Annotated in this window: 16 protein-coding genes and 1 tRNA gene; 14 read left to right on the plus strand and 3 right to left on the minus strand. The window is 69.3% G+C overall.

Annotation, left to right across the window (positions count from 1 at the left end; translation table 11 throughout):
• Nucleotides 1-81: 81 nt before the first annotated feature.
• The 4 genes from ACIRSS_RS46320 to ACIRSS_RS46335 all read left to right on the plus strand — a co-directional run bounded on the left by ACIRSS_RS46320 (nucleotide 82) and on the right by ACIRSS_RS46335 (nucleotide 3,542).
• On the plus strand, nucleotides 82-1,119 hold the full coding sequence (locus ACIRSS_RS46320) for a FecCD family ABC transporter permease (RefSeq protein WP_400907653.1): 1,038 nt from the start codon (nucleotides 82-84) through the stop codon (nucleotides 1,117-1,119).
• A gap of 1 nt (nucleotide 1,120) precedes the next feature.
• Nucleotides 1,121-2,173 (plus strand): FecCD family ABC transporter permease, encoded by a 1,053-nt coding sequence (locus ACIRSS_RS46325; RefSeq protein WP_400907655.1) that lies wholly within the window; start codon nucleotides 1,121-1,123, stop codon nucleotides 2,171-2,173.
• 4 nt (nucleotides 2,174-2,177) lie between these two features.
• Nucleotides 2,178-2,981, plus strand: a complete 804-nt coding sequence (locus ACIRSS_RS46330) for an ABC transporter ATP-binding protein (protein ID WP_400907656.1) — start codon at nucleotides 2,178-2,180, stop codon at nucleotides 2,979-2,981.
• Between the two features lie 75 nt (nucleotides 2,982-3,056).
• The gene (locus ACIRSS_RS46335) at nucleotides 3,057-3,542 is read left to right on the plus strand and encodes a DinB family protein (RefSeq protein ID WP_400907658.1); all 486 of its coding nucleotides are present in this window, start codon (nucleotides 3,057-3,059) and stop codon (nucleotides 3,540-3,542) included.
• Here ACIRSS_RS46335 and ACIRSS_RS46340 read toward each other — a convergent pair.
• Nucleotides 3,529-4,827: a lysine N(6)-hydroxylase/L-ornithine N(5)-oxygenase family protein gene (locus ACIRSS_RS46340; RefSeq protein WP_400907661.1), complete on the minus strand. Its 1,299-nt coding sequence runs from the start codon at nucleotides 4,825-4,827 to the stop codon at nucleotides 3,529-3,531. The two genes, ACIRSS_RS46335 and ACIRSS_RS46340, sit on opposite strands and share 14 nt — an antisense overlap.
• Before the next feature lie 115 nt (nucleotides 4,828-4,942).
• Here ACIRSS_RS46340 and ACIRSS_RS46345 point away from each other — a divergent pair, with 115 nt between their 5' ends.
• The gene (locus ACIRSS_RS46345; RefSeq protein ID WP_400907663.1) at nucleotides 4,943-5,887 is read left to right on the plus strand and encodes a methionyl-tRNA formyltransferase; all 945 of its coding nucleotides are present in this window, start codon (nucleotides 4,943-4,945) and stop codon (nucleotides 5,885-5,887) included.
• A gap of 1 nt (nucleotide 5,888) precedes the next feature.
• Here the strand turns inward: ACIRSS_RS46345 and ACIRSS_RS46350 are convergent, their stop codons facing one another.
• Complete coding sequence (locus tag ACIRSS_RS46350; protein ID WP_400907665.1) at nucleotides 5,889-6,890, minus strand: hypothetical protein; 1,002 nt, start codon at nucleotides 6,888-6,890, stop codon at nucleotides 5,889-5,891.
• Nucleotides 6,891-7,059: 169 nt separating this feature from the next.
• Here ACIRSS_RS46350 and ACIRSS_RS46355 point away from each other — a divergent pair, with 169 nt between their 5' ends.
• From ACIRSS_RS46355 to ACIRSS_RS46370, 4 genes are all read left to right on the plus strand, one after another.
• Nucleotides 7,060-9,150, plus strand: coding sequence for an alpha-galactosidase (locus tag ACIRSS_RS46355; RefSeq protein ID WP_400907668.1), 2,091 nt, complete (start codon nucleotides 7,060-7,062; stop codon nucleotides 9,148-9,150).
• A 109-nt stretch (nucleotides 9,151-9,259) separates the two neighbouring features.
• Nucleotides 9,260-10,531 carry an extracellular solute-binding protein gene (locus ACIRSS_RS46360; RefSeq protein WP_400907669.1) on the plus strand — a complete coding sequence of 424 codons (1,272 nt, stop codon included), beginning with the start codon at nucleotides 9,260-9,262 and terminating at the stop codon, nucleotides 10,529-10,531.
• Entirely contained in the window at nucleotides 10,513-11,484 is a 972-nt protein-coding gene (locus ACIRSS_RS46365) for a carbohydrate ABC transporter permease (RefSeq protein WP_400907673.1), read from the plus strand. The genes ACIRSS_RS46360 and ACIRSS_RS46365 overlap by 19 nt, the downstream gene beginning before the upstream one ends.
• Nucleotides 11,481-12,302 (plus strand): carbohydrate ABC transporter permease, encoded by an 822-nt coding sequence (locus tag ACIRSS_RS46370; RefSeq protein WP_400907674.1) that lies wholly within the window; start codon nucleotides 11,481-11,483, stop codon nucleotides 12,300-12,302. Before ACIRSS_RS46365 ends, ACIRSS_RS46370 begins: the two co-directional genes overlap by 4 nt.
• A gap of 991 nt (nucleotides 12,303-13,293) precedes the next feature.
• Here ACIRSS_RS46370 and ACIRSS_RS46375 read toward each other — a convergent pair.
• Complete coding sequence (locus ACIRSS_RS46375; RefSeq protein ID WP_400907677.1) at nucleotides 13,294-14,931, minus strand: ABC-F family ATP-binding cassette domain-containing protein; 1,638 nt, start codon at nucleotides 14,929-14,931, stop codon at nucleotides 13,294-13,296.
• A gap of 147 nt (nucleotides 14,932-15,078) precedes the next feature.
• On the opposite strand from ACIRSS_RS46375, the gene ACIRSS_RS46380 reads away from it, so the two are divergent.
• The 5 genes from ACIRSS_RS46380 to ACIRSS_RS46400 all read left to right on the plus strand — a co-directional run bounded on the left by ACIRSS_RS46380 (nucleotide 15,079) and on the right by ACIRSS_RS46400 (nucleotide 20,684).
• Nucleotides 15,079-15,990, plus strand: a complete 912-nt coding sequence (locus ACIRSS_RS46380; RefSeq protein WP_400907680.1) for a PaaX family transcriptional regulator C-terminal domain-containing protein — start codon at nucleotides 15,079-15,081, stop codon at nucleotides 15,988-15,990.
• Nucleotides 15,991-15,992: 2 nt separating this feature from the next.
• The gene (locus ACIRSS_RS46385) at nucleotides 15,993-16,772 is read left to right on the plus strand and encodes an enoyl-CoA hydratase/isomerase family protein (RefSeq protein WP_400907682.1); all 780 of its coding nucleotides are present in this window, start codon (nucleotides 15,993-15,995) and stop codon (nucleotides 16,770-16,772) included.
• Between the two features lie 119 nt (nucleotides 16,773-16,891).
• Nucleotides 16,892-19,147: a glycosyl hydrolase family 18 protein gene (locus ACIRSS_RS46390; protein ID WP_400907685.1), complete on the plus strand. Its 2,256-nt coding sequence runs from the start codon at nucleotides 16,892-16,894 to the stop codon at nucleotides 19,145-19,147.
• 173 nt (nucleotides 19,148-19,320) lie between these two features.
• Nucleotides 19,321-20,493: an alginate lyase family protein gene (locus ACIRSS_RS46395; RefSeq protein ID WP_400907688.1), complete on the plus strand. Its 1,173-nt coding sequence runs from the start codon at nucleotides 19,321-19,323 to the stop codon at nucleotides 20,491-20,493.
• Between the two features lie 117 nt (nucleotides 20,494-20,610).
• Nucleotides 20,611-20,684, plus strand: a tRNA-Pro gene (locus ACIRSS_RS46400).
• Nucleotides 20,685-20,706: the final 22 nt, after the last annotated feature.

A 20,706-nucleotide genomic window follows, 5' to 3' on the forward strand; every position in this document is an offset into this window, starting at 1 on the left:
GCAACCTAACAAACCGAGGGTGAGAATGCACTGCTGTACCATCGGTTAGCCTTACCTAAATGAGTATCAGTCGGAGGTGCGGTGCGAACAGACCCCGGAGGGATCGCTCTCACGCGACGCCCGCCACACACGGGCCGCGCGCTGGGTCTGCTGGCCGCCCTCGCCGTGCTGGTCTTCCTGTGCCTGCTGAGCATCTGGCTGGGGTCGAAGGAGATCTCGTTCGGCGCGGTGTGGCAGGTGCTGTGGCACGACGACGGCTCCGCGGACGCCGTGATCATCCACAGTGTCCGGATGCCGCGGACCTTCCTGGCGTTGCTGGTGGGTGCCGGGCTCGGGCTGGCCGGCACGGTGATGCAGGCGCTGACCCGCAACCCGCTCGCCGACCCGGGTCTGCTGGGCGTCAGTGCCGGGGCCGCGTTCGCGATCGTGTTCTCGATCACCGTGCTGGGGGTCAGCTCGCTCTACGGCTACATCTGGTTCGCCTTCGCCGGCGCGCTCGCCGCGACATCCGTCGTCTACTACCTGGGCACGCGCGGCCGGGCCGGGTCGAGCCCGGTCAAGCTGGCGCTCGCCGGCGCCGCCGTCACGGCGTTGCTCTCGTCCTTCACCAGCGCGATGGTGCTCTCGGACCCGGTGGCGCTCAACCGCTACCGCTTCTGGTCCGCCGGCTCGCTTTCCGGCGTCGACGCGACCGCGTTGGTGCAGGTCCTGCCGTTCCTGGTGGTCGGGGTGGTGCTGGCGATCGCGAGCGGCCCGGCGCTCAACAGCCTCGCCCTCGGCGACGACGTCGCCATCGCGCTCGGCCGCAAGCTCGGTCCGCTGCGGCTGCGCGGCGCGCTGGCGATCACCCTGCTGACCGGCGCCGCCGTCGCCGTCGCCGGGCCGATCGTGTTCCTCGGCCTGATCGTCCCGCACGCGGTGCGGTTCGTGATCGGCCCGGACCACCGCTGGCTGCTGCCCTACACCGCGGTGCTCGCACCGTGTCTGCTGCTGGCCGCCGACATCCTTGGCCGGGTCATGGCGCGGCCGAGCGAGATCCGCGCGGGCGTGATCGTCGCGTTCCTCGGCGCACCTTTCTTCATCTACCTGGTCCGGCGCCGCAAGCTCGTGGAGTCCTGAGATGAGCCTGCTGCAGATCCGGCGCGACCGGGTCACCTTCCGCGCCGGCGCGGTGTCCGGCCGCGTCCGGCCCCGGCTGCTGCTCGTGTCGGTGATCCTCGCGGTGCTCGCGTTCGTCTTGTTCTGCGTGGGCATGACGATCGGCGACGTCCCGATGACCGTCTCGGACGTGCTGTCCGGCCTTTTCGGCGGCGGCGACAGCGGAAACGGTTACATCGTCCAGGAACTGCGGCTGCCGCGGGCGCTCACCGGCCTGCTGGCCGGGTGCGCGTTCGGCGCGTCCGGCGCGGTGTTCCAGACGATCACCCGCAACCCGCTGGCCAGCCCGGACATGATCGGCATCAACGCGGGCGCGGCCACTTTCGTCGTCGCGGGCATCGCGTTCGGCTTCGGCGGCGGCCTCGGCACCACCACGCTCGGCCTCCTCGGCGGGCTGCTCACGGCGCTTCTGGTGTACGCGCTGGCGTGGCGGCGCGGCACGACCGGCTACCGGATCCTGCTGGTGGGCATCGGGATCTTCGCGATGTGCACCAGCCTCACCGACTACCTGCTGAGCAAGGCGCAGATCACCGAGGCGCAGGCGTCGATCGGCTGGCTGGTGGGCAACCTCGCCAACCGCGGCTGGGAGCACGTCGTGCCGCTGTCCCTCGCGCTCGTCGTGCTGTTCCCGCTGGTGCTGGCGCTGTCCCGGTGGATGCAGACGCTGCTGCTCGGCGACGACGTGGCCGCCGGGCTCGGCACGCCGGTGCAGCCGGTCCGGCTCGGTCTGCTGCTGGCCGGCGCCGGCCTGGTGGCGTTCGCGACGGCGTCGGCGGGCCCCATCTCGTTCGTCGCGCTGACCGCGCCGCAGATCGCGCAACGGCTCGCCCGGCTGTCGTCGCCGCCGATCACGGCGTCCGCGCTCACCGGCGCGGTCGTGGTGCTGGGCAGCGACATCATCGCGCGGTCGCTGACCGCGTCGGCACTGCCGGTCGGCATCGTGACCGGCGTGCTCGGCGCTCCCCTGCTGCTCTGGCTGCTGGCCAGGGCCAACCGATCCGGTTCCGGAGGCTGACCCCATGACACCGTCCCTGCGCGTGCAGGACCTGCGCGTCGCCTACGACGACCGGGTCGTCATCGACGGCCTCGACCTCGACATCCCGCCGGAGCAGATCACCGCGATCGTCGGCCCGAACGCGTGCGGGAAGTCGACGCTGCTGCGCACCCTCGCCCGGCTGCTCACGCCGAAGGCGGGCGGGGTATACCTGGACGGCCGGTCGATCCACGACCTGCCGACGCGCCAGGTCGCCCAGCGGCTCGGCATCCTCCCGCAGTCCCCGGTGGCGCCCGAGGGCATGACGGTGGCCGACCTCGTCGGCCGCGGCCGCGCCCCGCACCAGAGCTGGTGGCGTCAATGGTCCACATCGGACGAAGGCGCGGTGGCTTCGGCGTTGGCGGCGACCTCCATGACCGAACTCGCGGACCGCCCGGTCGACGAGCTGTCCGGCGGCCAGCGGCAACGCGCGTGGATCGCGATGGCGGTCGCCCAGGGCACACCGGTGCTGCTGCTCGACGAGCCGACGACGTACCTCGACCTGGCCCACCAGATCGACGTGCTGGACCTGGTGGTCGACCTCAACCGCGGCGAAGGCCGGACGGTGGTCATGGTCCTGCACGACCTGCCGCAGGCGTGCCGCTACGCCGACCACGTGATCGCGATGAAGGCCGGGCGGGTCGTGGCATCGGGGAAGCCGGTGGAGGTGATCACCGAGGAACTGGTGGACGAGGTGTTCGACGTCCGCTGCCAGGTGACCCCGGACCCGGTCAGCGGCACCCCGATGGTGATCCCGATCAGCCGCCACCACCCGGCACCGGTCGACTAGCGCTATCCTGGGCGTGGCCCGCCTCGTGTCGTCCCGAGGTCCGTCCGGCCACCACCCCACTTCTGGAGCTGACCTGTGTTCGTGCTGCCCGAAACCACCACCGGACCCGAGCGCCGCCTGCTGGAGGCGACGATGGACCGCAACCGGCGCGCCGTGATCGACACCGCGCGCGGCCTTTCCGAAGCCGACGCGCGGGAGCGGCTGGTCACGTCGCTGACCACGCCGATCGGCCTCGTCAAGCACGCCGCGATGGCCGAGCGCCGCTGGTTCCAGCTCTTCCTGCTCGGCTCGGCCGAGTCCGAATGCGACGGACCCACCACTCCGGGCGACGCCAGTTTCGTCGTCGCCGAAAGCGAAACCCTCTCCGACGTGATCGCCGAGTTCGAGCGGGCGAGCGCGCGCTCCCGCGAGATCGCCGCCGGCTTCGCCCTCGACGACACGTGGACCCACGACGTCCTCGGCGAGGTCAACCTCCGGTTCGTCTACTTGCTGCTGATCGAGGACTTCGCCCGCCACGCGGGTCACGGCGACATCCTCCGGGAACAGCTCAGCGCGCGCTGACCGCGTACTCCCCCGCGGGCTCGGCGACCACGCGCCGGTCCACAATGGACCGCAGGATCTCCCCCACCCGCACGGCGGTGTTCGACAGCAGCGACGACGTGATGCCGTGCGTGTGCTCGGTGCCGCCCTGCAGGTAAATCCCGCCGCGCAGGGGCATGTCCGTCGACAACCGGTAGTCGCGCTCGACCCGCAGCCGCCCGGTCTCGTCGCGCAGGAAACGTGTTCCCAGCTCGCCCAGCAACGGCGTCGGGTCCGCGGGCCGGTAACCCGTCGCGTACACGACCGCGTCGGCCTCCAGCACCGTCCGCGAGCCCGTCGTCAACGACTCGACCGTCACCGTTCCCGACGGCGTCACCTCGACCGGCCGCGAGACGTTGAACAGCCGCAACCGTTCCACGCCCAGCACCTTCTCGCGGTAGACGCGGCGGTAGAGCTCGTCGATCAGCTCGACGTCGACGGCCGAGTAGTTCGTCGCGCCGTGGTAGCGCATCAGGCGGTCCTTGACCGGCTCGCCCGCGCGGTAGAACTGGTCGACGGCTTCGGGGTCGAAGATCCGGTTCGCGAACGAGCTGTCGTCGGCCGGGCTGTAGCCGTAGCGCGCGAACACCGCGCACACCTCGGCGCGCGGGAACTCGTCGTGCAGCAGCGCGGCGACCTCCGCGGCGCTCTGCCCGGCGCCGACGACGACGAACCGGCGTGGCGACGTGCCACGCAAGGCGTCCACGCGGAAGAGCAGCTCGCTGTTGTGCCAGATCCGGTCGCCGGCGGTGACGCCGTCGGGCAGCTGGGGCCGCAGACCGGTGCCGAGCACGAGGTTCCGGGCGCGCAGGGACGAGCCGTCCGAGGCCTCGACGTCGAAGTAGGCCACTTCGGAGCCGTCGTACACCGGCTTCACCGCGACGACCTCGGTGCCGTACGAGACGACGTCGTCGACCTTCGCGGCCGCCCACTCGAAGTAGTCGTGGAACTCGACGCGCAGCGGGAAGAGGTTCTTGTGGTTGATGAAGTCGACCAGCCGGCCCGCCGCGTGCAGGTAGTTGAGGAAGCTGAACTCGCTGGTCGGGTTCCGCATGGTGACCAGGTCCTTCAGGAACGACACCTGCATCGTCGCGGTGTCGATCAGCATCCCGCGGTGCCAGCCGAAGCGCGGCTGCCGCTCGAGGAAGTGCGCGGTCACCGGCTCCCCGGCCCCGGCGTTGTGCTCGGCGAGGGCGATCGCGAGGGCCAGGTTCGACGGTCCGAAGCCCACGCCGACGATGTCGTAGATCGGGACCTCTGCAGTCATGTTGCTCCCTCGCGCGCTCCGGTACGGTTCAGGGAACCCTAACCTAACTTAGGACAGCCTCGCCTAGTACGTTCGTGGTGATGTTCGTCCCCCGATCTTGAAAGGGCACTCTCGAATGCGCGTGGCGATGTTCGGCTACCAGACCTGGGGGCACCGGACCCTCCAGGCGCTCATCGACGCCGGCCACGAGGTCGCCCTCGTGGTCACGCACCCGAAGAGCGACCACGCCTACGAGCGGATCTGGGCGGACTCCGTCGCCGACCTCGCCGAGGCGAACGGCATCCGGGTGCTGCTGCGCAACCGCCCGGACGACGCCGAGCTGCTGGCCGAGCTGAAGGCGGCGGAGCTCGACCTGATCGTGGCGAACAACTGGCGCACGTGGCTGCCGCCGGAGATCTTCGACCTGCCGCGCCACGGCACGCTGAACATCCACGACTCGCTGCTGCCGTCCTACGCGGGCTTCTCGCCGCTGATCTGGGCGATGATCAACGGCGAGCCGGAGGTCGGCGTGACCGCCCACATGATGGACGGCGAGCTGGACGCCGGCGACATCGTCCTGCAGCGCGCGATCCCGGTCGGACCGTCGGACACGACGACGGACCTCTTCCACCGCACGGTGGACCTGATCGCCCCGATCACGGCGGAAGCGCTCTCGAAGATCGAGACGGGCTACACGCCGGTGCCGCAGGACCGGTCGAAGGCGAGCTTCTTCCACAAGCGCGCGGCGCGCGACAGCCTCATCGACTGGACGTCCTCGCCGTCCGACATCGAACGCTTCGTGCGCGCGTTGCCGGACCCGTACCCGAACGCGTTCACCTACCATCGCGGCGAGCGGCTGCGGATCCTCGAGGCGTCGGTGTCCCGCGGCAACTACGGGGGAACGCCGGGCCGCATCTTCATCCGCGAAGGTGACGGCGTGGTGATCGTGGCCGGCCCGGACGCCCGGCGCGGCCAGTCGCCGGGGCTCGTGGTGGAGCGCGTCCGCACGGCCGACGGGACGGACCTGCCGGCGGCCGAGTACTTCAAGACCATGGGCGGGTACCTGACCGACCGCCCCTGACTCAGGTGTCGCCCTTGCCCCGCGCCGGTTCGGTCACGTTCTGTTCCACCGCGCCGGGCAAGGTGCGCACGATCGTGTCCTGCGCACGGCGTTCGCTGAACCCGGCGAGGAAAGCGAGCCCGGCGAAGAACAACGTGACCTGGTCGCCGGGGACCGGAACGGCGAGCGGGAGCAGCCCGGCCCGCACGAGAACGAACATCGCCGCGCCGAAAACGGCGCCGATGATCAGCCGGAAACACCCGGAAAGAATGACGACCAGCCAGCCTTGGTCGAGGCTCACCCGCACCCGTTGCCGGTTCGCCGTGCGCGTCATGACGCTGACGATCGCGCCGATGGCGCCGGCGACCACGCAGATCACCAAGTGCGAGCCGATTTCGACCTTCAGCAGGAAATGCACGGCAATGGCGACGGCGGCGGCCACGACGACACCCACGGCGAGGCCACCGAGGTAGCGGACGAGCGCCCGGTCGAGCGCGGCGTCCCGCGCGTTCTGCTCGATCTGGCGAATCTCCTTCCGGCTCGACGCGACGGCGGCGGCCAGCCGCTCGCGCTTCCCGTCGGCGCCCACCATCGCGTCCAGCACGCTCAGGAGGGCGACGGCCTCGGTGTAGATGCCCTGCACCAGGATCTCCTGCGACTGACCGCCGAGCAGCACCGAATACTTCCGCTCCACCCGCCGGGCGGACCGGAACACGTCGTCGAAGTCGGCGGTGCTCTGCGACGCGTCGTAGTACTGCCGCAGTTTGTAGACGACCCGTTTCACCCCGCCGTCCGGCCCGTGCTGTTGGTGGGCGACCACCAGGAGCGCCGCCTGGAAATGCCGGGCGTAATACTCGTCGACGATCTTTCCCTGGTTGGCCTCGTACGCCGCCCGCAGCTTCGCGAATCGCGGCCGCCCCTTCTCCTGGTAGGCCTCGATCAAATCGTGGACGCACGGGCAGGCGATCCGATCACCTGGTTCCGCGTCCGGTACCGCAGTTATTTTCCGCGCGTTGATCACCATGGCGCTTTCTCCCCTCGCTGACGACCGCAGGCCGCCACCCCTCACCCATTGTGATGACCGATACCCGGAAGAACCACTGTCACGCGTCGCATGCCACCCGAACGGCCGCAGGTGCCGATGGCCGGGATGCCCCTTGGCGGCACCGCATCCCGGCGCCAGGATGTCCCGCATGGGCGAGATCAGCCACCTCGAGCGCCACCGCGCCTGGGTGCTCACCGGTGAGTCGAGCACCTACGCCCTGCGCCTGAACGAGGACGACGTCCCGACCCACCTCTACTGGGGCCCGCCCCTCCCGGCCGACGCCGTCGAAGAGCTCATCACCGAAACGATCCCCTGGTGGGACGGCTTCAACGACCCCAACGAAGGCCTCGACGAACTGGCCGCCGACGGCGGCACCCGCTACTGGACCCCCGCCCTGCAAGTCCGCTTCGCCGACAGCACCCGCGCTCTCGAATGGCGCTACGAAACGCACGAGATCTCGCGGGACCACCTCGCGATCCACTTCACCGACCGCCACTACCCCCTGCGGATCACCCTCCACTACCGCCTGAAGGCCGACGTCCTCGAACGCTGGACCGAACTCACCGCCGACGCGGGAGTCGACGTCGTCCGCGCCGACTCCGCGACCTGGGCGCTCCCCCTGCGGGACGGCTACCGGCTCAGCCACGTCACCGGCCGTTGGGCCGCGGAAACCGGGCTGCAGCGGACACCCGCACCCCACGGCGAGACGGTCTTCGCGAGCCGGCGCGGGATCACCGGGCACCACGCCAACCCGTGGGTCATGGTCGACGACGGCACCGCCACCGAGCGCCACGGCGAAATCTACGGCGTCGCCCTCGCGTGGAGCGGGTCGTGGCGGCTCACCACCACGCGCTCGTCGACCGGACGCCTGACGGTCAGCGGCGGCTTCGGCCAGGACGGCGTCGTCCACCACGTCGGCCCCGGCAAGCCCCTGGTCACACCCGTGATCGCCGGCCTCTACAGCACCGGAGGTTTCGGCGCCGCCAGCCGCGCGTGGCACGCCTACGTCCTGAGCGACGTCCTGCCGCACGCGCACGAACTACGTCCGGTGCTCTACAACTCGTGGGAGGCAACGGGGTTCGACGTCTCCGAGCAAGGACAGCGCGCCCTCGCCGAACGGGCCGCGGCACTGGGCGTCGAACTGTTCGTCATGGACGACGGCTGGTTCGGCGCCCGGACCGGCGACCACGCCGGGCTCGGTGACTGGCACGTCAATCCCGAACGCTTCCCCGACGGGCTCAAGCCCCTGGTCGACGCCGTGCACGGGCTCGGCATGCGGTTCGGCATCTGGGTCGAGCCCGAAATGGTCAACCCCGACAGCGACCTCTACCGCGCCCACCCGGACTGGGTCCTGCACCACCCGCACCGGCGCCGGTCGCAGCTGCGCAACCAGCTCGTCCTCAACTTCGCCCGCCCGGACGTCCAGGCGTGGGCCCACGACTGGCTCGACCGGCTCGTCGGCGACCACGGCGTCGACTTCCTCAAGTGGGACATGAACCGCCCGTTCAGCGAAGCCGGCTGGCCGGGCGACGCCGACCCGGACCGCCTGTGGGTCGAGCACACGAACGCCGTCTACGCGCTCATGGACCGGTTGCGCGCCGACCACCCGGGCCTGCGGATCGAAGCGTGCAGCGGCGGGGGCGGGCGGATCGACCTCGGCGTGCTCGCGCGCGCCGACCAGGTCTGGACGTCGGACAACACCGACGCGCTCGACCGGCTCCGGATCCAGCACGGCTACAGCCAGCTCTACCCGGCGCGCGCGATGTCGGACTGGGTCACCGACAACCCCAACTTCGTCACGGGGCGGTCGGTGCCGCTGCGGTTCCGGTTCCACGTCGCCATGGCGGGCGTGCTCGGCATCGGCGGCGACATCGTGCGCTGGCCCGACGACGACCTCGCGCTCGCCGGCGAGCTGATCGCGCTCTACAAGGACATCCGGCCGGTGGTCCAGCACGGCGCCTTGTACCGGCTGCGGCCACCGGTCGACGACGGCGTCACCGCGCTGCAGTACGTCCACGAAGACCGGACCGTCGTCTTCGCCTACCGGCAGGCCGCGCACTTCGCCGCACCGGAGCGTCCGCTGCGCCTGGAAGGCCTCGATCCCGCTGACCGGTACCTGGATTCGGATTCCGGAACGACGCACAGCGGAGCCGTGCTGCTCGCCCACGGGCTGCCGCTGACGCTGCCGACCGGCGACTTCGCGAGCACGGTGACCCGGCTGAGCCGAATCTCGCGCTAGAGATCGGATCTTTTGGCCGCCCGTCGCGGGTTTCGTGGCCATATCGCGCTTGACAGCCCGCTAGACGTCAGATCAAATGCGTCATACATCACATATGGTGGGAGGCTCGATGAGAAGGTTCCTGGCGTTGGGGGCAGCGGCGCTCCTGGCGGTGAGCGCGTGTTCGGTCGGCTCGAACAGCGGCGGCGGCGGCGACGCGGAGATCACCTTCCTGACCTTCGAGACCCCGAACCTGACCCCCGCCTACTGGGACGCCGCCATCAAGCGCGTCACGGACAAGAACCCGGGGATCAAGGTCAAGAAGCTCGTCGCCCCGACCGCCGACGGCCGGACGTCGTACGCGAAGCAGCTCCTGCAGTCCGGCCAGTTCCCGGACGTGATGATCGCCGTCGACTCGGCGGGCTTCGCCGAGGCGGGCAACCTCTACGCCTGGACGCCGGACGAGCTCAAGGACTTCCAGTTCCCCGAGGCCAACCCGGTCCGCGGGAAGTACTACCAGCTGCCGGCGAACACCCAGACCATCCCGCCGATCTACTACAACAAGAAGATGTTCGCCGACGCGGGCATCAGCGCGCCACCCAAGACGTGGGACGAGCTCGTCGCCGACGCCGGCAAGCTGAAGGACAAGGGCTTCTCGCCGTTCACCATCGGCGGCGGCAAGGACGGCTTCCCGTCGTCGATGATCCTCTCCGGACTGGTCAGCACCGAGGTCTACGGCACGATGCCGGACTGGTTGACGCAGCGCCGTCAGGACAAGGTCAAGTTCGCCGATCCCGCGTTCCAGAGAGCGTTCTCCAAGCTGGCCGACCTCGCGTCGAAGGGGTACGTGGACAAGACGAGCGTGTCCCGCGACTACGCGGCGACCGAGCAGGCTTTCCTGGACGGCAAGAGCGCGATGTACCCGATGGGCAACTGGTTCGCCGCCAACGCCGACAGCAAGAAGCACGACTTCGAGATCGGCGTCTTCAACTTCCCCACCGAGGACGGCAAGCTCGTCGTCCCCGCCTACACCGGCGGCGGCATGATCGTGAACGCCAAGGCCGCGAACCTCGACGCCGCAAGGAAGTTCGCGCTCGGCTTCCAGCTCGACAAGGACCAGCTCGACGCGTCGGTCAAGGCCGACGGCCTGTTCCCGGCGATCAAGGGCTACACCCCGCCCGCCGACGTCGGCCCGACCTTCAAGGCCGGCTACGACCTCTACACGCAGGCCGTGGAGAAGAACGCCGTGGTGCACGCGTTCCGCTGGGAAACTGCCGACGATGGGCTGCTGCCCGGCATGAAGGACAAGGTCGACCAGGCCGCCCAGGACGTCATCACCGGCCGCAAGTCCGTGGCCGACGCGTGCGCGTTCCTGGACACCGAGTGGGCCAAGGCGGGCTGACGAACTTGGCCGCCGTCGTCTCCCCGCCCGCCCCGCCGCGGGCGCGTCGCTCCCCCGCCCATCGCCGCCGGCGCAAGCCGATCCTGCCGAGGGTGTGGCACTTCGCGTCGTTCGGCGCTCCGGGAGTGCTCGTCTACCTGTGTTTCGTGCTGGCGCCGATCGTGATCAGCTTCGGGTACAGCCTCACGAACTACAACCCGTTCAACCCGCCGGTGAAGTTCGTCGGCTTCGACAACTACCGGCTGCTTTTCTCCGACGAACAATTCCTCACCGCGTTGAAGGTCACGACGATCCTGACGCTGATCGTGGTGATCGTGCCGAACGTCCTGGGTCTCGGCGTCGCACTGCTGCTCGACCGGAAAGGCTGGCTGTACAACGCTTTGCGCAGCGTGTTCTTCACGCCGGTGATCCTCAGTTCGGTCGTCGTCTCGATCGTGTGGTCGCGGCTGCTCGACGACCAGGGCCCGTTGAACAACTTGCTGCGGACCCTGGGCGTCGAGCACCCGCCGGGCTGGCTGTCCGATCCGGACGTCGCGCTGTATTCAGTGGCGTCGATCGTGTGCTGGCAGATGCTCGGGTTCTGCGTCGTCGTCTACCTAGCCGGACTACAGGGAGTGCCTACGGAATTGTTGGAAGCGGCCGAAATCGACGGCGCCGGCCCGCTACGGCGGTTCCGCGCGGTCACCTGGCCGCTGCTCGCGCCGTCGCTGACGATCAACACGGTCGTGCTGCTGATTTCGGCGTTCAAGACGTACGACTACGTCAAGGTGATCACCAACGGCGGCCCGGGTTCCGGAGCCACCGCGACGATCGCGTTCGACGTCCTGCAAACCGGCTTCGACTCGAACCACGTCGGCTACGCGTCGGCGATGGCCGTGCTGATGCTGGTGATCGTCGCGGTCGTGACGACGATCGTGCTCAACTTCCTGCGTCGCCGGGAGGTGGACCTGTGACCCGGTCCTGGCTGCGGCCGTCGGTCGCTTTGCTGGTCAGCGCGGTGTTCTTCGTGCCGCTCTATTTGGTGCTGACGAACGTGGTCAAGCAGGGCGATTTGATCGCGAAGGAGCCGGCGTCGCTCCCGCTGCCGCCGACGCTGGCGAACATCCACGCGGTCCTGACCCGGCCGGACGGGCTGTTCTGGGTCAGCTTGACCAACAGCGTGGTCGTGACGGTGTTGTCGATCCTGGTCCTGACGGTGCTGTCGGCCATGCTCGGCCACTACCTGGCGCGGTCGGGCAAGCGGTGGACGAAGGTGTTGACGCTGGTGCTGCTGGCGGGGTTGATGATCCCGCCGCAGGTGATCCTGATCCCGATCACGGACGTCCTGCGGGTGACCCACCTGATGGCGACGCTGCAGGGGCTGGTGTTGTTCAACGTCGGGTACTACGTGCCGTTCGGGGTGTTCGTGTTCACGGGGTTCATCCGCGGGGTGCCGGTGGAACTGGAGGAGGCGGCGTTGCTCGATGGAGCGAGCCGCATGCAGGTGTTCTGGCGCGTGGTGTTCCCGCTCCTGCGCCCGGCAACGGCATCGGTGTTGATCTTCTTGGGCGTGTGGATCTGGAACGACTTCATCGACCCGCTGATCATCCTCGGACCGAGCCAGGGCACCACGATCACGACGGGGATCTACCGGTCGATCGGCCAGTACCAGGCGGACTTGGGCAGCGTGTTCGCGCTGATGTTCTTGGCCACGTTGCCGGTGCTGATCTTTTACTTGGCGCTGCAGAAGCAGTTCGTGAAGGGCTTGACGGGCGGCGCAACAAAGGGCTGAGCGGCGCTCCCAGACGAGAGCACCGCTCACTCGCCCCGCGGAGGGGATGCTCACACCCAAGAGCGCCGCTCACATCCGGCGGAGAGCACCACCCACAGTCGAGAGCACCGCTCTCGCAAGCGGGTGACCAGCGTGCAGCTTTGAGAGCACCGCTCGCGCACGCCAAGCCGCAACGCCCCCGAACGAGAGCACTGCTCACACGCAGCAGAGGGCACCCCAGAGTCGAGATCGGCCCCCAAGGTCAAGGACACCTCGCAGGATGGAGGCCGGCGCGCAAGTCTGAGAGCACCGCTCCCGCAGCTCGACGATCAGCCCACAAAACAGAGCACCGCTCCCGCGCAGGCCGGGCATCGGCACCCAGTCCGAGAGCACCGCTCTCGCAGTGCGGCGATCGGCCACAAGTCCGGAAGTACCGCCCCCGCAGGTCAGCAATCGCTCCACAAGCCCGGAAGCACCGCTCTCACAGGTCAGCGATCGGTGCGCAAGACCGGGAGCACCGCTCTCACAGGCCGTCGATCAGTCCGCAAGACCGGGAGCACCGCTCACTCGCGCCAGCAGGCAGCGAGCGCCCCGGGAGCACCGCTCGCGGACACCGGCCACCGCCCTCCGTTCGAGAGCAGTGCTCTCGCGCCGCAGCGAGCAGTGCTTGCTTGCGAGAGCACTGTTCCGTCATGGGTTCGCCTCAGGCTCACGCCGAGATCACCGCTCCGCGGGGGCGACCGGCACCGCTCACGGTCGAGAGCACTGCTCGCAAGCCGTCCGACATGGTGCTCTCAAACGAGAGCGTCGCTCACACGCATCGGCACGCGCCGCTCAATTTCGAGAGCAGTGCTCTCACGCGACCGCGACCAGTACTGACTTCGAGAGCGCCGCTCTCCCACAGTGCTGGGCGATGCTCACGATCGAGAGCACCGCTCTCGCCTCGCAGCGGCCAGCGCTCCCAAACGAGAGCACTGCTCACAAACGCCCCCGACCGCAGCCACCAGCCGAATCACAACTCGCGAACCTTCCCACCATCCACCTCAAGACGCCGCCCCACATGCACAGCGTCCAACATCCGCCGGTCATGAGTCACCAGCAGCAGCGTCCCCGGGTACTTGTCCAACGCCGCCTCCAACTGCTCGATCGCCGCCAGATCAAGATGGTTGGTCGGCTCGTCCAACACGAGCAGATTCACCCCACGAGCCTGCAACAGAGCCAACGCGGCCCGCGTCCGTTCCCCCGGCGAGAGCGTCGCAGCGGAGCGAAGCACATGCGCGGCCTTCAACCCGAACTTCGCAAGCAAAGTCCGGACATCAGCATCAGCCAACTCCGGCACCTCACGAGCAAACGCCGAAGCAAGCGGAACGTCACCGAGGAACAACCGCCGAGCCTGGTCGACCTCGCCGACCACCACCCCCGGCCCCAACGCCGCAGACCCCTCGTCCAACGGCAACCGACCAAGGAGCGCGGCCAGCAACGTCGACTTACCGGAACCGTTGGCCCCGGTGATGGCCACCTTGTCCGCCCAATCGACCTGCAGATCCACCGGCCCGAGAGTGAACCCACCCCGCCGCACGACAGCACCCCGCAAGGTCGCGACGACCGCACCCGCCCGAGGGGCCGCCGCGATCTCCATCCGCAGCTCCCACTCCTTGCGCGGCTCCTCGACGACCTCCAGGCGCTCGATCATCCGGTCGGTCTGCCGCGCCTTCGACGCCTGCTTCTCCGTCGCCTCGGAACGGAACTTGCGCGCCGCCTTGTCGTTGTCGGGCTGCTTCCGGCGCGCGTTCTTGACGCCCTTCTCCATCCACGCCCGCTGCATCCGCCCCCGCGCCTCCAGCGAAGCCTTCGTGTCGGCGTACTCGTCGTACTCCTCACGCGCGTGCCGGCGCGCGACCTCGCGCTCCTCGAGGTAGGCCTCGTACCCGCCGCCGTAGACGTTCACCTGCTGCTGCGCCAGGTCCAGCTCGACGACGCGGTCGACCGTCCGGGCCAGGAACTCGCGGTCGTGGCTGACCAGCACCGTCGCCGCCCGCAGCCCGGACACGAACCGCTCCAGCCGCGCCAGGCCGTCCAGGTCGAGGTCGTTGGTCGGCTCGTCGAGCAGGAAGACGTCGTAGCGGCTCAGCAGCAGCGACGCCAGCCCCGCACGCGCCGCCTGGCCACCGGACAACGACGTCATCGGCTGGTCCAGGTCGACGGCGAGCCCGAGGTCGGCCGCCACTTCCGCGGCGCGGTCGTCCAGGTCGGCGCCGCCCAGGTCGAGCCAGCGGTCCAGCGCCAGGGCGTACCGGTCGTCCGCGCCGGCCGAGCCCGCGGTGAGCTCCGCGGTCGCAAGATCCAGGTCCGCCTGCGCCGCCGACACGCCGGTGCGGCGCGCCAGGAACGCCCGCACCGACTCGCCTTCGCGCCGCTCCGGCTCCTGCGGCAGGTGCCCGACGGTCGCGGTCGGCGGGTTCAGCCGGATTTCGCCGTCGTCGGGCTTCGCGAGCCCGGCCAGCGTCCGCAGCAGCGTCGACTTGCCGGCGCCATTGACGCCGACCAGCCCGACGACGTCGCCGGGCGCGACCACGAGGTCGAGGCCCGAGAAGAGGATGCGGTCACCGTGGCCCGCGGCCAGGTCCTTCGCGACGAGAGTTGCGCTCATGAGGTGGCCAAGTCTACGGGGCCGTGCTGAACTGTCAGATCATGGTCAAAGCCACCGACTGTGTGTGTCCGGTGGCGCTTTGATCACTCAGTGTGGGTAACCTGTTCGGTTGTCGGAACAGCCAAGCAGTGAGGTCGGTGAAACAGCATGGGCGAATCCGCTCCCCCGGTCACCCTCGGCCGCAGGCCGAAACCGAGGGAAGGACGCCCATCCGCGCCCCGGCCCACGGTGAGCCGGCGCCGCGAGGTCAGCCACGCGAGCGCGCGGTCGCTGCTGATGACCGTCCTCGGCGAGTACACGCTGCCGCGTGACAAGCCGGTCTGGACGTCGATGCTGGTCGAGGTGCTCGGCATCCTCGACATCGAGGAGAAGTCGGCTCGCCAGGCCCTGGCCCGCTCCGCCGCCGAGGGCTGGGTGGTCTCCGAACGCGTCGGGCGCCGCGTGCGCTGGTCGCTGACGCCGCCGGGCCGCCGCCTGCTCACCGAGGGCGCCGAGCGGATCTACGCGTTCGGCCGCGAAGAGCGCCCGTGGAACGGCCAGTGGCTGATGCTCATCGTCTCCGTGCCGGAGGCCAAGCGCGACCTGCGCCACCGGCTGCGCACGCGCCTGACCTGGGCGGGCTTCGGCTCGCCGGTCGCGGGCGTGTGGGTCAGCCCGGACCTGAGCCGCCAGCGCGAGGCCCAGCAGATCGTCAACGAGCTCGGCCTCGACGCCCAGGCGATGTCCTTCACCGCCACCTACGGCGAGGTCGGCGAGCAGGAGACCATGGTCGCGCGGTCCTGGGACCTGACCGAGCTGAAGGACCGCTACGAGGACTTCATCGACCGGTTCACCGGCCTGCACCCCACCGGCGGCCGCGCGGTGCTGCGCGCGCAGACCGAGCTGGTGCACGAGTGGCGGCGGTTCCCGTTCCTCGACCCGCAGCTGCCCGCCGAGCTCCTGCCGGCGAAGTGGAGCGGGACGAAAGCGGCGGAACTGTTCCATCACAAACACGTCGACTGGCGTCCCGAGGCCCAGCAGTATTGGGACGACATCGTCGCCGCCGAAGAAGCAGGGTGAACATGACCGACCAGGTCCGCCTCGATCGTGACGGCGGGCTCGCCGTCCTGACCGTCGACGCTCCGCCGTTGAACCTCTACACGGCCGCCCTGCAGGATTCGCTTTCATCGGCCATCGACGAGCTGGAAGCGTCGCCCGCGCGGGCGCTGCTGATCCGCGCCGAGGGCAAGATCGTCAGCGGCGGCGTGGACGTCTCGCTGTTCGACGCGCAGGGCTCGCCGGCCGAGGCGAAGGTGCTGTTCGACGAGATGCTGGCGATCCCGGACCGGATCGCGGCCCTGCCGTTCCCGACCGTGTTCGCCGCGCACGGGCTGTGCCTGACCTGGGCGTTCGAGGTCGCGGTGGCCTGCGACCTGATCCTGGCCGCCTCGCGCGCGAAGTTCGGGCTCGTCGAGAAGGTCGTCGGGCTGACGCCGACCATGGGCGGCACGCAGCGGCTCGCCGACCGCGCCGGCGTGGGGCGTGCCAAGGAGTTCGTGATGACCGGCGACACCTACGACGCCGCGACGCTCGAGCGCTGGAACGTCGTCAACCGCGTCCTGCCGGACGAAGGTTTCGACGAGGCCGCCCGGGCTTTCGCGCGCCAGCTGGCTTCGGGGCCGACCAAGGCGCACGCGGCGACCAAGCGCGTCCTCGACCACTTCTCCGCCGGCGGCGTCCCGGAGGCGAACGCGCACATCACGACGATCGCGGCCGGACTCTTCGAGACCGAAGACCTCCGGGGCGCCGTCAAGTCGTTCCTCGCGGACGGACCCGGCAAGGCGACGTTCTCGGGTCGTTAACAGTCCGTTCGGACACCGGTTGCCGCCGTTCGGGCGTGCGCGGTTCTCCCCGCACCGGGTTACATTCGACGTGGTCTAGACCACGTCGACCCCCGCCTCGTGCCGCTTGGAGAACCGCCATGAGACGCACCTCCGCACGACTACGCTCCGCACTCGCCGCCGTACTGATAGCCGCCGGCGGCAGCGTGGCGCTCGCGCCACCCGCCGCCGCAGCCGGTTCGCTGACCGCCACCCTGGCGATGAGCGGCACCACCGGCACCTACACCGTCGCGAACACCGGCACCGCGTCGGTGAGCAACTGGGCGATCACCTTCACGCTGCCCGCCGGGATCACCGCCTCGACCGGCGAAAACGGCACGGTGACGCAGAACGGCACCCAGGTCACGCTCACCCCGGCGTACTACATCGCGACGCTCGCGCCGGGCCGCAACACCTACCCGTACAGCCCGACGTTCCGGCTCAGCGCCGCCGCGACGCCGGCGCAGTGCCGCGTCGACAACGCCAACTGCGACGGTTCACCCGACACTCCCCCGGGCGCGCCAGCGAACCTGCGACTGGTCGCGAAGACGACCAAGACGGTCGCGATGGCGTGGAACGCCTCGGCGGCCGGGTCGTTGCCGGTGACCGGGTACGACGTCTACCAGGGGACGTCCCTGGCCACCTCGGTGACGGGGACCAGCGCCACGATTTCCGGGCTCACGCCGGGTACGGCGTACTCGTTCACGGTGAAGGCCAAGGACGCCAAGGGAAACACGTCGCCCGCCAGCGCGGCGTTGGCCGTCACGACGAACAACCCGGCGGACGACACGCAGCCGCCGTCGGCGCCGGGCGGGCTGCGCTCGACGGCCGCCGACTCGGGCAGCGTGTCCCTGGCGTGGACGGCGTCGACCGACAACACCGGCGTCGTCAGCTACGACGTCTACCGCGGGTCCACTTTGGCCACGACGGTGACGACGACGGCCGCCGTCGTCACGGGCCTGGCACCGTCCACTTCGTACACTTTCACCGTGCGCGCTCGTGACGGCTACGACAACGTGTCGGCGCCGAGCGCCGCGGTGACTGCTCGGACCGGCGACATCGTTTCCGGCTACGCGAAGGTCGGGTACTTCGTCCAGTGGGGCATCTACGGGCGCCAATACTTCGTGAAGAACCTCGAGACCTCGGGCGCGGCGGCGAAGCTGACGCACCTGCTGTACGCGTTCGAGAACATCGATCCGGTGAACCTGACGTGCCTCTCCGGCGTCACGAAGGGCACCACGGCGAACCCGCAGGACCCCAGCCAGGGCGACGGCGCGGGTGACGCCGAAGCCGACTACTCGCGGCCGTTCTCGGCGGCGCAGTCGGTCGACGGCGTGGCCGACACGGGCTGGGAGTCGTTGCGCGGCAACTTCAACCAGCTGAAGAAGCTCAAGGCGAAGCACCCGAACCTGAAGGTGCTGGTGTCGCTGGGCGGCTGGACGTATTCGAAGTACTTCTCCGACGTCGCGGCCACCGACGCGTCGCGCAAGAAGTTCGTCTCGTCGTGCCTCGACACGTGGATCAAGGGCAACATCGCGTCCTACGGTGGCGCCGGCGGCCCGGGGACCGCGGCGGGCATCTTCGACGGCATCGACCTCGACTGGGAGTGGCCGGCGAGCGCCGACGGCCACCCGGGCAACCACTGGAGCCCGAACGACAAGAACAACCTGACCGCCCTGCTGGCCGAGTTCCGCACGCAGCTCGACGCGTACGGCGCGACGACCGGCAAGCGCTACCAGCTGCACGCGTTCACCCCGGCGGACCCGGCCAAGGTCGCGTCGGGCTGGGACCTGTCCCGCGTCTTCGACTACCTGGACGTCGCGAACGTGCAGGGGTACGACTTCCACGGCTCGGGCAGCGACAACTCGTGGGAGCCGAACCGCACCGGCCACCAGGGCAATCTGTACGCCGACGCGGACGACCCGTACAACTTCCACTTCAGTGCGGAAAGCGCGATCAATGCGTACACGGATGCGGGCGTCGACCCACGTCGGCTGACCCTCGGATTGGCGTTCTACGGACGCGGCTGGCAGGGCGTCGCAGACGGCGGGAAGCACGGCGAATGGCAGTCGGCGACCGGTGCGGCGCCGGGGCAGTTCGCCGAGGAAGCGGGCACCCGCGGGTACGCGAACCTGGTGGCGAGCGTGCCGGCGTGCACGGTCTACCACGACACGGCGGCGGTCGCGACCTCGTGCTACACCGGCAACGGCGGTCAGTGGTGGACGTTCGACGACGCGTGGTCGATCGGGCTGAAGACGACGTGGCTCAAGTCCCGCGGCCTGCTCGGCGTGATGGCGTGGGAGATGTCGGGTGACACCGGGACGTTGATGAACGCGGTCAGCGCCGGGCTCGGCTGATTCGTTCAGCCCGCTGAACGGAAACGGCCTTCCGTTCAGCGGGCTGAACATTTTCCCTTTCTTTTCTTCAGGAGACAAAGAAAGGGCTTCCGGCTTCTTGACGGACGATGGTCTGGACCATGAAACTTGAGCGCGGCGCGCCAGCCCCGGACACCGTCGTCTCGAGGAGAGCCATGTCCCGCTTGAGAAAAGTCGTCACGCTCGCCGCCCTGGTGCCGCTCGCCCTCGGCCTGGTCAGCACGCCGGCACCCGCGGCGCCCGCGACGTTCACCCACCCGGGCGTGCTGGTCAGCCGCCCGCAGCTCGACTTCGTCAAGTCCCAGGTGAAAGCCGGCGCCCAGCCGTGGAAGGCGGCGTACGACCAGGCTGTCTCGAGTTCGTACGCATCCCTTTCCCGCACACCGAAACCGCGCGCGGTCGTCGAATGCGGGTCCTATTCGAACCCGAACTACGGGTGCACCGACGAGCGGGAAGACGCGATCGCGGCGTACACGGACGCGCTGATCTGGTACATCTCCGGCGACGCGCGGTACGCGCAGAAGGCGATCGCACTGATGGACGCGTGGTCGGCGACGATCACGAGCCACACCAACAGCAACGCGCCGCTGCAGACGGGCTGGGCGGGTTCGTCGTGGCCCCGCGCGGCGGAGATCATCAAGTACACGTACTCGAGCTGGCCCAACTCCGGCCGCTTCGGCACGATGCTGCGCAACGTGTACCTGAACAAAATCATCAACGGCAGCAACAGCAACGGCAACTGGGAACTGTCCATGATGGAGGCCGCGGTAGGCATCTCGGTGTTCCTGGAGGACAAGACGAACTTCGACAAGGCGGTCACGAGGTACCGCAACCGCGTCGCGGCGTACGTGTACTTGTCGTCCGACGGTTCGTTGCCGAAGACGGTCCCCGGCAGCGGGCTGTCCTCTCGCGACCAGATCGTGGGCTATTGGCAGGGCCAGTCGACGTTCGTGGACGGCCTGACCCAGGAGACCTGCCGCGACTTCACCCACACGGGCTACGGCATAGCGGCGATCGCGGGCGTGGCGGAGACGCTGCGCATCCAGGGCCAGGACGTGTACGGAACGGACGTGGGCGAGCGCCTGCGCCAGGCGCTGGGATTCCAGTCGAAGTACCAGCTGGGCGCGGCGGTGCCGTCGTGGCTGTGCTCGGGGTCGCTGAAGCTCGGCCTGGGCCCGGTGACAGAGGTGGGCTTCAACGCGCTGCACACGCGGTTGGGCATAGCGATGTCGAACACGCAGACGTTGACGGAGCGCCAGCGCCCGGCGGGCTCGAACAACCTGTTCGTGGCGTGGCAGACCCTGACCCACGCTTCGAACCCGGCTTGATCTTGGCGCGGTCCGCCTGGCCTGCGTTTCCGCAGGTCAGGCGGATGAGGGCCCCGCGTGCAGGCGGCAATCGCGGGCACGCTAGAGTACTTCTCACGCACTCAGCGAGTGCGGGTCCGGGCTGTGGCGCAGTTTGGTAGCGCACTTGACTGGGGGTCAAGGGGTCGCAGGTTCAAATCCTGTCAGCCCGACGGACAAGCCACGTTTACGCAG

Origin of the sequence: Amycolatopsis sp. NPDC101161 (assembly GCF_044768185.1) — a bacterium.
Lineage (GTDB): Bacteria > Actinomycetota > Actinomycetes > Mycobacteriales > Pseudonocardiaceae > Amycolatopsis.

Bases quoted from the DNA above. Each gene is read 5' to 3' on its own strand.
- ACIRSS_RS46380 (WP_400907680.1), top strand. From the start codon at position 15,079: ATGGGCGAATCCGCTCCCCCGGTCACCCTCGGCCGCAGGCCGAAACCG.
- ACIRSS_RS46395 (WP_400907688.1), top strand. From the start codon at position 19,321: ATGTCCCGCTTGAGAAAAGTCGTCACGCTCGCCGCCCTGGTGCCGCTC.
- ACIRSS_RS46355 (WP_400907668.1), top strand. From the start codon at position 7,060: ATGGGCGAGATCAGCCACCTCGAGCGCCACCGCGCCTGGGTGCTCACC.
- ACIRSS_RS46390 (WP_400907685.1), top strand. From the start codon at position 16,892: ATGAGACGCACCTCCGCACGACTACGCTCCGCACTCGCCGCCGTACTG.
- ACIRSS_RS46385 (WP_400907682.1), top strand. From the start codon at position 15,993: ATGACCGACCAGGTCCGCCTCGATCGTGACGGCGGGCTCGCCGTCCTG.
- ACIRSS_RS46330 (WP_400907656.1), top strand. From the start codon at position 2,178: ATGACACCGTCCCTGCGCGTGCAGGACCTGCGCGTCGCCTACGACGAC.
- ACIRSS_RS46360 (WP_400907669.1), top strand. From the start codon at position 9,260: ATGAGAAGGTTCCTGGCGTTGGGGGCAGCGGCGCTCCTGGCGGTGAGC.
- ACIRSS_RS46350 (WP_400907665.1), bottom strand. From the start codon at position 6,890: ATGGTGATCAACGCGCGGAAAATAACTGCGGTACCGGACGCGGAACCA.
- ACIRSS_RS46325 (WP_400907655.1), top strand. From the start codon at position 1,121: ATGAGCCTGCTGCAGATCCGGCGCGACCGGGTCACCTTCCGCGCCGGC.
- ACIRSS_RS46345 (WP_400907663.1), top strand. From the start codon at position 4,943: ATGCGCGTGGCGATGTTCGGCTACCAGACCTGGGGGCACCGGACCCTC.
- ACIRSS_RS46375 (WP_400907677.1), bottom strand. From the start codon at position 14,931: ATGAGCGCAACTCTCGTCGCGAAGGACCTGGCCGCGGGCCACGGTGAC.
- ACIRSS_RS46340 (WP_400907661.1), bottom strand. From the start codon at position 4,827: ATGACTGCAGAGGTCCCGATCTACGACATCGTCGGCGTGGGCTTCGGA.